The 10,423-nt window shown below is 63.9% G+C and carries 11 protein-coding genes, 1 tRNA gene and 2 pseudogenes; 12 read left to right on the top strand and 2 right to left on the bottom strand.

What is annotated here, in order from left to right:
• The 6 genes from VGG47_RS09200 to VGG47_RS09175 all read left to right on the top strand — a co-directional run.
• On the top strand, positions 1–972 hold a 972-nt coding region (locus VGG47_RS09200; protein ID WP_331537712.1), incomplete at its 5' end, for a S1 RNA-binding domain-containing protein.
• Between the two features lie 248 nt (positions 973–1,220).
• Entirely contained in the window at positions 1,221–1,544 is a 324-nt protein-coding gene (locus VGG47_RS09195) for an integration host factor subunit beta (protein WP_331537710.1), read from the top strand.
• A gap of 26 nt (positions 1,545–1,570) precedes the next feature.
• Complete coding sequence (locus tag VGG47_RS09190; RefSeq protein ID WP_331537708.1) at positions 1,571–1,846, top strand: lipopolysaccharide assembly protein LapA domain-containing protein; 276 nt, start codon at positions 1,571–1,573, stop codon at positions 1,844–1,846.
• The gene (pyrF, locus tag VGG47_RS09185; protein WP_331537706.1) at positions 1,843–2,535 is read left to right on the top strand and encodes an orotidine-5'-phosphate decarboxylase; all 693 of its coding nucleotides are present in this window, start codon (positions 1,843–1,845) and stop codon (positions 2,533–2,535) included. Before VGG47_RS09190 ends, pyrF begins: the two co-directional genes overlap by 4 nt.
• A 147-nt stretch (positions 2,536–2,682) precedes the next feature.
• Positions 2,683–3,324 (top strand): phosphoribosylanthranilate isomerase, encoded by a 642-nt coding sequence (locus VGG47_RS09180; RefSeq protein WP_331537704.1) that lies wholly within the window; start codon positions 2,683–2,685, stop codon positions 3,322–3,324.
• Between the two features lie 138 nt (positions 3,325–3,462).
• Complete coding sequence (locus VGG47_RS09175; RefSeq protein ID WP_331537702.1) at positions 3,463–4,002, top strand: GNAT family N-acetyltransferase; 540 nt, start codon at positions 3,463–3,465, stop codon at positions 4,000–4,002.
• Between the two features lie 183 nt (positions 4,003–4,185).
• Here the strand turns inward: VGG47_RS09175 and VGG47_RS09170 are convergent, their stop codons facing one another.
• Positions 4,186–4,959: a GDSL-type esterase/lipase family protein gene (locus VGG47_RS09170; protein ID WP_331537700.1), complete on the bottom strand. Its 774-nt coding sequence runs from the start codon at positions 4,957–4,959 to the stop codon at positions 4,186–4,188.
• On the bottom strand, positions 4,959–5,795 hold the full coding sequence (locus VGG47_RS09165; protein WP_331537698.1) for an undecaprenyl-diphosphate phosphatase: 837 nt from the start codon (positions 5,793–5,795) through the stop codon (positions 4,959–4,961). The genes VGG47_RS09170 and VGG47_RS09165 overlap by 1 nt, the downstream gene beginning before the upstream one ends.
• Positions 5,796–5,883: 88 nt before the next feature.
• Between VGG47_RS09165 and VGG47_RS15640 the strand changes: the two are divergent.
• The 6 genes and pseudogenes from VGG47_RS15640 to VGG47_RS15630 form a co-directional block, all read left to right on the top strand.
• Positions 5,884–6,435 (top strand): annotated as a pseudogene (locus tag VGG47_RS15640) (MFS transporter); the annotation flags it as partial.
• Between the two features lie 72 nt (positions 6,436–6,507).
• Positions 6,508–7,056 (top strand): MFS transporter, encoded by a 549-nt coding sequence (locus VGG47_RS15635; RefSeq protein WP_408841799.1) that lies wholly within the window; start codon positions 6,508–6,510, stop codon positions 7,054–7,056.
• Between the two features lie 220 nt (positions 7,057–7,276).
• Positions 7,277–8,728 carry an oligosaccharide flippase family protein gene (locus VGG47_RS09155; RefSeq protein ID WP_331537694.1) on the top strand — a complete coding sequence of 484 codons (1,452 nt, stop codon included), beginning with the start codon at positions 7,277–7,279 and terminating at the stop codon, positions 8,726–8,728.
• 49 nt (positions 8,729–8,777) lie between these two features.
• Positions 8,778–9,656 (top strand): N-formylglutamate amidohydrolase, encoded by an 879-nt coding sequence (locus tag VGG47_RS09150; protein WP_331537692.1) that lies wholly within the window; start codon positions 8,778–8,780, stop codon positions 9,654–9,656.
• A 309-nt stretch (positions 9,657–9,965) separates the two neighbouring features.
• Positions 9,966–10,058: transfer RNA gene (locus VGG47_RS09145), tRNA-Ser, on the top strand.
• Positions 10,059–10,113: 55 nt separating this feature from the next.
• Positions 10,114–10,344: pseudogene (locus VGG47_RS15630) on the top strand (DUF6538 domain-containing protein); the annotation flags it as partial.
• Between the last annotated feature and the right edge of the window lie 79 nt (positions 10,345–10,423).

The raw sequence follows: 10,423 nt of genomic DNA, 5'->3' as shown, positions 1-10,423 counted from the left end.
GGCCAGCCGGTCAAGGTGCAGGTCATCCGCTTCAATGCCGACACGCAGCGCATCTCGCTGGGCATGAAGCAGCTCGAGGCCGATCCGTGGGAAGGCGTGGACGCCAAGTACCCGCCGGGCATCAAGGCCTCCGGTCGCGTCACCAACATCACCGACTACGGCGCCTTCGTGGAGCTGGAGCCGGGCGTCGAGGGTCTGGTGCACGTGTCCGAAATGTCCTGGACCAAGAAGAACGCACATCCGGGCAAGATCGTTTCCACCAGCCAGGAAGTCGACGTGGTGGTTCTGGATGTCGACGCCTCCAAGCGCCGCATCTCGCTGGGCCTGAAGCAGGTCTCGCGCAACCCGTGGGAAGAGTTCCAAGACGAGCACCCGATCGGCTCGATCGTCGAGGGCGAGATCCGCAACATCACCGAGTTCGGCTTGTTCGTGGCCATCGGCGCGGAGATCGACGGCATGGTGCACATGTCGGACCTGTCCTGGGACGATTCCGGCGAGGCGGCTATCGCCAAGTTCAACAAGGGCGAAGTGGTCAAGGCCAAAGTGCTCGACATCGACGTCGAGAAGGAGCGCATCAGCCTCGGCATCAAGCAGCTTGAGGTCGATCCGGCCGCCGGCGTGCTCGACCGCGTGCACAAGAACCAGATCGTCACCTGCGTGGTGACGGCGGTGCAGGCGAACGGCATCGAGGTGAAGGTGGACGATGTGCTGACCGGCTTCATTCGCCGCGCCGAGCTGGCGCGCGACAAGGCCGAGCAGCGCGCCGAGCGCTTCGCGGTGGGCGACACCGTCGACGCCAAGGTCACCGCGGTGGACCGCGCAGCCCGCAAGCTGCAGCTGACCATCAAGGGCAAGGAGATCGACGAGGACAAGCAGGCGATGACGGAATACGGCTCGTCCGACTCCGGCGCCTCGCTCGGCGACATCCTGGGGGCCGCGATCCGTCGCCGCAACCAGCAGACCGAAGATTGATTTTCTGCTCCGCGCCGGTCCCTTCCGCAGAGGGGTCGGCGCGGGCCGAGAGTTGGAAAAAACCCCGGTGCTTCGGCACCGGGGTTTTTTGTTGCGGTGCTGCATTTTCGGGGCAAGAAAATTACGTAACTGTGACGATTTTATGGGGCGTTTCGTAACCTCGGCTTAGTGAAAAACCTCACGATCACAAATGGTTATTGACCGGATCGTGCTGCCCTGGCATCGTCACTCTCGGTCTGGAGAGTTTCATGACACGATCGGAATTAATCGCCGGCTTGGCGGAGGATAACCCCCATCTGACGGTGGCGGATGTCGAGCGCATCGTCGCCGCGTTCTTTGACGAAATGACCACTGCCTTGGCCCGCGGTGAGCGGGTGGAGCTGCGCGGTTTCGGCGCGTTCACGGTGAAGCGACGCAATGCCCGGGCCGGACGCAACCCGCGCACGGGCGAAACGGTCGAGGTCGCGCAGAAATCGGTGCCGTTTTTCAAGGCCGGCAAGGAGTTGCGGGAACGCATCAACAAGCCCATGTCTACGCCCATGGTGAAGAAGAGTGGCGGAGTAAAAAGCTGAGACTATTCAAAACGATCATCGGCTTCGTGATTATCGTGCTGCTGGTGATTTTTATGCTCTCCAATCGCGACCCGATGGAGATTTCCTATTGGCCGCTGGGGCCGCTGGCGCAGTTGCCGGTCGGTGTGGTGGTGTTGGTGGTGCTGGCGCTCGGGTTTCTGCTCGGGCTGGCGTTCCATCTGCCGTCGCGGCTGGCGGCGAAGCGCCGCGCCAAGCGCGCCGAGAAGCGCAATGCCGAGCTGGAGGCGCGGCTGTCCGTGCCGGGCGCAACGCCGGCGCAGATCGGGACGCAGGCGCCATGACGAAACGGCTGATCGCTGCGATCGATACGGCGGACCGGACCCAGGCGGCCGCCATGGCTCAGGCGGTGGCGCCGCATTGCGGGCTGGTGAAGCTGGGGCTGGAATATTTCCTGGCGAATGGCCCGGCCGGGCTGGCCGCCGCCGCCGGCGCGCCGGTGTTCCTGGACCTGAAGCTGCACGACATTCCCAACACGGTGGCGGGCGCGGTGCGGTCGCTGCTGCCGCTCAACGTGCAGATGCTGACCGTGCATGCCGGCGGCGGCGGGGCGATGGTGGCGGCGGCGGCGAAGGCGGCTGCCGCGGCGCCTTTGCCACCGAAAATCCTCGCCGTGACGGTGCTGACCAGCATGGACGCGACGGCGTTGGCGGAAACCGGTGTGGCCGGCGGCACGACCCAGCAGGTGCTGCGCCTGGCGCGGCTGGCGCTGGACAATGGCGCCGACGGGCTGGTCTGCTCCGCACACGAGATCGCGCCGCTGCGCGACGCATTCGGCGCCGCGCCAATCCTCGTGGTGCCCGGCATCCGCCCGGCCGGCAGCGCCACCAACGACCAGGCGCGGGTGATGACCCCAGAGCAGGCGGTGACGGCGGGGGCCGACTACCTCGTGGTCGGAAGGCCGATTTTTTCGACGCCCGATCCCGCAGCGGCGGCCGCCTCGATCGCGGCGGCCATCGCCGGGTTGCGCTAGCATGAAAGGAAAGCAGCCGCTTTTTGAAAAAAGCGGCGCAAAAACTTCTTTTATGCTGGGCCATGGATTGTGTCGGCGACAACGCCCATGGCCCAGGTTAACAAAGTTTTTTTGCTACTTTTTGTTCACAAAAAGTAGTCTTCCCTTTTGCTTGCCTTGACCGGCGCCAGCGTCAAAATCTGCGGCATCAACAGCGCGGCGTCGTTCGATGCGGTGGTGGAGGCCGGCGCGGATTTTCTGGGCTTCGTGTTTTTTCCGCCTTCGCCGCGCTACGTCACGCCGGCCCAGGCGGCTGCCTTGTCGGTGCGGCACCTAAGCGGGCCGCAGCGCGTGGGGCTGTTCGTGAAGCCGAGCGCGGCGGACATCGAAGCGGTGCTGTCCGAGGTGAAGCTGGATATTTTGCAGATCCATGCGCCCCCGGCCGAGGCGGCGGCGCTGAAACGGCAATTTGGCCTGCCGCTCTGGCGCTCGCTCGGGATTTCGTCGCCGGCGGATTTTCCCGAGGCGGAAGAGCCAACGGACGGCTACGTGGCCGAGGCGAAACCGCCGCCGGGGGCGACGCGGCCGGGCGGCAACGCCGTGCAGGCGGACTGGGAATTGCTGGCGCGCTGGCGGCCGGAGAAATTCTGGCTTCTGGCGGGCGGGCTGCGGCCGGACAATGTGGCCGAAGCACTGCGCATCACAGGCGCGCCCGGCGCCGACGTGTCGTCAGGCGTGGAAACCGCGCCGGGCCAAAAATCCCCGGCGCTGATCAGGACGTTTGTCGAGGCCGTTCGAAGCGGGCGTTAGAGCGATATGGCTTGAAATCGAATCGCACAGCGATTCGATTGAGCCATGCAATCGCTCGTGTAAACAAGGCTAGAGCGTGATTGATGTAAAGCAATCATGCTCTAGGGCGAAAACCCAATCAGCCGTCAACAAATGTGCATGGATCAAGGTTTTGACGGCACCGCAGGGACACGGCACATTTCAGGAATGTCCCATTTTCATTTAACTCACGCCACCGTTTCCGATCTGCCCTTCATCATGGCGACTGAACGCCTGGATGGCTATGACGCCTTCGTCGGGCGGTGGAGTGAAGACAAGCATCGCGCAGCGTTAGCGGATGGCCGTCACGCTTATTTTTTGGGGAAAATTGACGATGAGCCGATAGGCTTCGTCATCCTGCGGGATTGGGCCTCCTCCGAGCGTGTGACTCTGCTGAAACGCGTTGCCGTTTCCAAGCCGGGGCAGGGGTTTGGCAGGCAACTGCTCGGGGCGGTGGTTGAACTTGTATTCCGGGAGACAGATGCGCACCGCCTCTGGCTTGGCACCTATCCCGAGAATTCGCGTGCACGCCATGTCTACGAGTCCGTCGGCTTTATCCCGGAAGGCGTGGCCCGCGACCATGTGTTTTTCGGCGGAATCCATAGGGATGAACTGATCATGGCCATCCTCCGGACGGATAGGCGGAAGCTGGCCGAGTGAGCTTTCACCCTGGAGTATGATTGCCTTAGATCAATTCAGAGAAAGTCAGGCGTCCGCTTTTCGAGCCAAAGCGGCGCAAAACTTTTGTTAATGCTGGGTCATGGGCGTTGTCACCGACAACGCCCATGACCAGCATTAACAAAGTTTTTTTGCTACTTTTTGTTCACAAAAAGTAGCCTTCCTCTATCCTGCGTACTTAGCCACGATTGGGGCAATCGCCCGGGCGATGAGTGTCATGCCTTCGGCGTCCGGGTGCAGCGCCGGCTCGGGCGGGGTGAGGCGCGGGTCGACGTACAGGCTGGCGTCGGCATGGCCGTTTTTCAGCAGCAGGGGACCGACATCCTCGAAGGTGACGACCGGGTCGTTGGCGTAGTGCTGCGCCAGGGCGGCGTTGATCAGGCGTGTCTGCTGATCGACCCAGGGGGAGCGGATCGAGGGCAGCACGCCGAGCAGCAGGATATGCGAGGCGGGCAGGCGGCGATGGGTGAGGGTGACCACGGATTCGATCCCCGGCACGCTCAGATCCGCGCCCCAATGAACCCGGCCGAGATTGTTCGCGCCGATCAGGATGATGGTGAGCTTGGGGTGCAGCCCGGCGACCTGGCCATGGTCCAGCCGCCAGATCAGGCTGGCGGTGGTATCGCCGATGAAACCGAAATTGAGCGCGTGATAGGGGCCGTAATAGTGGTTCCACACCGGCGCGACATCGTCGTAGCCGTGCGTGCCCTGGCGCTGCCAGTAATGGGTGATGGAATCGCCCAACCAGATCACTTCAGCGTTCGGGTCGGCCTTGGCGGCGGCGAGAGACTGCTCGAAGCGCAGCTTCCACCAGGGCAGGTCGGTCCGGCCGATCGGCGCCATGGCGAGATTGACGGCGGCGTAGGCCGTGCCCAAGCTAACGGCGGCGTACGCCGCCAGGGGCAGAAGCAGGCAGGCGGCGCAAAGAAGCTTTTTCATCAGAGCCCCATCAGCAGCAGCACGAAGCTGCCGGCGCCGAAAATGCCGCAATACCAGGCGAACGGTTTCAACGCCCAGGAATCGTGATCGCGGAAATAGCGCATCAGAAAGGCGGTGCTGGCGAAGGCGACGACGCCGGCCACCACGGCGGCGAGCAGCGACAGGCCGAACAGCGCGTGCAGCTCGTGCGCGTGCAGGAGTTTCGGGATCTCGACCACGGCGGCGGCGAAGATCACCGGCGTGCCCATCAGGAACGAGAACTTGGCCGCCTCCTCATGCGCCACGCCACGGCGCAGGCCGCCGACGATCGCCGCACCGGAGCGCGAGATGCCGGGCAGGAAGGCGAGGCACTGGAACAGGCCGATGATCAGCGCGTCCATGTTGGTGAGGGTGGTGCTGCGCTTGACCACCTGGCGCCGTAGCTGCTCGCCCAGCAGCAGCAGCCCGGCATTCACGATCAGGAAGATGCAGGCGATGAGCGGGCTGGCGAACAGATGCGTCACCGGCTTTTTCACGATCTCGCCGACGATGACCGCCGGTAGGGTGGCGATGATCAGCCGCAGCACCAGCTGGCGCTCGACGATGTTTTCGCTCCGGTAGCCGGCGCCGAGCACGCCGCGCAGCATGGCCAGCCAGTCACGATAGAAATACACTAGCATGCCGGTCGCCGTGCCCAGATGCAGCATGACGAGGAAGGGCAGGAAGCCGATGCTGGCCTGATCCACGCCCCAATGCAGCACCGCGGGGACGACCACCGCATGGCCCAGGCTGCTGACGGGGAACAGCTCGCTCGCGCCCTGCAGGATCGCGAACAGGATGGCGTGGAGAAAATTCATGAAAACTCCCTGAAAAAGACAAGGCAATACGGCCATACCGTTTTATCTGTTGCATCGCAGAAATTCCCGCCTCAGGTAAGCCGCCACTATGAATATTTCTCAAAAAACAGGCCCGTCCGCGGCGATGGTCCTGCTGTTGGCGTCTGCCTGCGGCATTGTCGTCGCGAATATCTATTATGCGCAGCCGCTGATCGACATGATCGGTCCCGCGGTTGGGCTCGGGCCGCGCGATGCCAGCGCGATCGTCAGCCTGACACAGCTGGGCTATGCGGCCGGGCTGCTGTTGCTGGTGCCCTTGGGCGACCTCGTGGAAAACCGGCTGCTGGTGGTGTTGACCATCGCCGCCTCGATCCCGGCGCTGCTGCTGGCGGCGGTGGCGCGCGACGGCACGGTGATGCTGGCTGCGGCGGTGCTGATTGGCCTGACCTCGGTGGCGGTGCAGATGCTGGTGCCGCTGGCGGCGCATCTGTCGCCGGAACATATGCGTGGCCGTGTCGTCGGCAACGTGATGAGCGGGCTGCTGGTGGGGATTTTGCTGGCCCGGCCGGTGTCCAGCGTGATCGCGAGTTTCGTTGGGTGGCGGGCGGTGTTTCTGATTTCCGCGGCGGTGATGCTGGCGATGCTGGCACTGCTGCGCTTCAGCCTGCCGCACCGGCGTCCGCAGGCGAACCGCCATTACGGCGAGCTGCTGGCCTCGCTGTTCGCGCTGCCTGTGCGCATTCCGCTGCTGCGCCAGCGCTCCGCCTATCAGGCCGCGGCTTTCGCCGGCTTCTCGCTGTTCTGGACCGGCGTGCCGCTGCTGCTGGCCCATAGCTTCCATTACACGCAGACCGGCATCGCCCTCTTCGCGCTGGTGGGGGCGGCCGGCGCCTTGGCGGCGCCGTTGGCAGGGCGGATGGCCGATCGCGGTCATGCGACCGGCGGCACGGTGTTCGCTCTGGTCTTGATCAGCTTCTCCTTCCTGGTCGCGATTCTGGGCTTCTGGCTGCACTCGGTGATCATCCTGGCGCTGAGCGGGGTGCTGCTCGATTCCGGGGTGCAGACCAATCTCGTGTTCAGCCAGCGCAGCATCTACACGCTCGCCCCGGAAATCCGTTCGCGCCTTAACGGCATGTTCATGGCGATCTTCTTTGTCGGCGGGGCCGCCGGGTCGGCCATCACCAGCCCGGTCTTCGCCCATTTCGGCTGGGTGGGGCTGTGCGTCGTGGGCGCGGTGCTGCCGGTGCTGGCGCTGGGCTATTTTTGCGTTGCGCGTAGGTAAGGTAAGTAAGGAAGACTACTTTTTGTGAACAAAAAGTAGCAAAAAAACTTTATGAATCTGGGTCATGGGCGTTGTCGGGGACATCGCCCATGACCCAGCGGAGTCAAAAGTTTTTGCGCCGCTTTTTTCAAAAAGCGGCTTCTTTCTTTTAAAACAAGCGTACTTGATTTGTTCGTTATGATACTGTTTCATTCGTAAATCGTAACGAAAGGCGGCGCGGATGGGGCTGGCCAGGGGGGCGGCGCATGGTGCTGCGTGGAATTTCGCCACCGTCCTGGCGGAGCGAAGTTTTGGCTTCCTGATCCTGGGGCTGCTGTTGCGCACCATTCCGGCCCGGGTGGTCGGGCTCATCGCCATTGCCTCGGTGATTTCCGATCTGGCGCGCATGATCTCCGTGAGCGGCGCCGGCGAGCAGGTGCTGGCCTATCCCGGTGACCGTGCGGTCGAGGCAGGCGCGTTCTGGTCACAAGGCCTGGCGGCACTCGGTTTCACGATCGTGTTGTGTCTGGCCGCACCTTGGGTCGCCGGGCTCTATGCGCAGCCTGCTTTGACACTGGTGTTGCGCGTGATGGCGGTGAATATTTTTCTCACTGCGTTTCTGGTCGTGCCCTCGGCGCGGTTGGCCACGAATTTTCGGTTTCGGGCGGTGGGGCTGATCTCCCTGGGCAGCACGGTGCTCGGTGGGGTGACGGCGCTGCCTTTGGCCTTTGCCGGGCGGGGCATCGAGGCGCTGATCGATCAGCGCATGATCGGCATCGCGTTTTACGCGCTGGTGGCGGCGGTGGCGGCGCGCTGGCGCCCGCCGCGTCCGCCGCCCTGGCCGGTGTTGCGGGCCAGCTTCAGGTTTTCTGTGCCGCTGATGCAGGCGGCGTTCGTCGATTACATCGCCATGACCGGCTATGTGATGCTGGTGGGGCTGCGCGTTCCGGTGGCGGATCTTGGCCGGTTTCGCATCGCGCAGCGGCTGGTCGAGGTGCTGCAGGAGATCGCCTTCCTGCCCGCGAGCAAGGTGTTCATGCCGGTTTTCGTCGCGGTGCGCGGCGAGCCGGAGCGGCGCGATGAGGCCGTGCGGCAGATGCTCGATGTGCTGTCCATGGCGATCTTTTTCGTCAGCGCGGTGTGCGGCGCGGCGGCGCAGCCGATCGTGCTGCTGATGTTCGGGCAGCACTGGGCGGCGGCGGCGGCGGTGTTCGGCACCCTGACGCTGATGGCCCCGGCGACGGCCTTGTACGGCGTGATCAATCCGTTGCTGACGGCGGCGCGGCGCACTCGGCTGGTCGCTTATTTCGCCTGGGCGAACGCCGCGACGATCATGCTGGCAGCATGGTTCGGCGCGCCGTTCGGGTTGCGGGCGCTGGCCTGGGCCCTGGCGGGGCGGGGCGTGCTCGGCGTGGCGCTGTTCCTGGCGGCGCTGAGACTGGGGCTGGAGCGGCCGGTGGCGCCGGTGCTGAAGATGCTGGCGCTGCCCTGCCTGGGGCTGCTGGTGGGGCGGCTGGCCGCGGCGGCGGCCCTGGCGGCATGGCCGGGGCTGGGCCTGGTGGCGCAGCTGCTGCTGACCGGGGGCGTGGCGGCTGCGGTGTTCCTGCTGGTGGTGACGGCGGCGGCGCCGGCGCGCATCATCGGCATGACCGCGCGGCTGCATCGCGCGTTTCTGGGGCCCCGTCCGGTGTGAGCTTTATCCCTTGTCCCGGCCTGGGGTTGCTGGTTCAATAAGCCGGACCATGACCGATCATCCCGCTCCTTTCCGGCTGCTGAAGCCAACAACCCGGCGCGCCGCGCTGGTGCTGACCTCGGCGCATTCCGGGCAGCGCTATGACCCCGCGTTTCTGGCGGCATCAAGGCTTGATGCGACGGAAATCCGGCGCAGCGAGGACAGTTTCGTCGACGAGCTGTTTTCCGCCGGGCCGGCGCTTGGCGTGCCGCTGCTGGCCGCGCAGTTCCCGCGCGCCTATTGCGATGCCAATCGCGAGGCCTGGGAGCTGGACCCGCTGATGTTCGCCGACGCGCTGCCCGCGCATGTGAATACCACCAGCCCGCGCGTGCAGGCGGGGCTGGGAACGATCGCGCGGATCGTCGGCAACGGCGAGGCGATCTATGCCGGAAAACTCCGCTTCGCCGAGGCGAAGGCGCGCGTGGAGACGTGCTGGCTGCCTTTCCATGAGGCGTTGGCGGGGCAGATCGAGGAGACGCTGGAGCTGTTCGGCACCTGCCTGGTGATCGATTGTCATTCCATGCCGAGCCTGCCGGGGCGCCACGCCCCGAAGGCCGACATCATTCTGGGTGACGGCTACGGCACCAGCTGCGCGCCGGCCTGGACGGATTTTCTGCATGCCACCCTGGCGGAGCTGGGATTTCAGGTGCGGCGCAACGATCCTTATGCCGGCGGCTTCATCACCCGGCATTATGGCCGGCCGCGCGAGGGGGTGCAGGTGATCCAGCTTGAAATGGCGCGCGGGCTATACATGAATGAGCACAATTTTACCCGTACCCCGCAATTTGCCGAGATGCAGCGGCGGATGACGGCGTTGCTCGCCGCGGTGATCGAGGCGCGGGTGTGGGCGCGTTTTATCCCCAAACGCGGAGCGGCGGCCGCGGAATAAAAAAGCGGCGCAAACGCGCCGCCGAGTTTCGGGAGGAAACGTTCAAGAACGGGAGAGGCATCTCAGCCCGCTTCTGCATGGTTAGAATAAATCGGCCGGGTGAAGCAAGAAAAAAATTTTGCGGTGCAACAATACTTATGACGTAATTTTAAAAAAATTGTTTAATAACAAGTTGTTGTTATGGTTTTGCCGAAGCTTGGCTCGATGCGACCTGAATTGTCGGCGCCGCGGACAGAGGCGGGAGGCTTTACCTTCACGCTTGCACCCCTTATGAGCCTTGTCGCGGTCCGGTCCCACCGGTTCCGCTGCGGAGGGGTGGCCGAGAGGCTGAAGGCGGCGGTTTGCTAAACCGTTATACGCTGTCAAGGCGTATCGTGGGTTCGAATCCCATCTCCTCCGCCAGCCGCCTTTTGCGGCAGAAAATCAGAGAAATCTTTGATATTGCGCAGCTTTTTGGATGGTCATTGTTCCAAAGAGTGCTCCAAACATGCGTTGTATGTCCTACCTGCGAAGGCACCCAAAAACCGGCATATATTGGTATCGGCGCTACGTCCCGCCAGCACTCCGCCCCTATCTGCCGCCCATAGATGGATTCTCTGACAAGGCGAACCGCACCGAACTGGTCAAAACTTTAGGCACCCGTGAGATAGGCGATGCTAACCGCAGGCCTGGGGCCATAGATGTCGTGGTGCAGGCAGCCCTAGACGTCGCCCTTGCCTCACAATCCCCCCAACTGCCAGCAGATCACCCAGTTTTGGCAAGGTTGC

Origin of the sequence: Acidocella sp. (assembly GCF_036489515.1) — a bacterium.
Classification (GTDB): Bacteria; Pseudomonadota; Alphaproteobacteria; order Acetobacterales; family Acetobacteraceae; genus Acidocella.
Note: the sequence above shows the minus strand (reverse complement) of the source record. Positions and strands in the feature narration are given on the sequence as shown.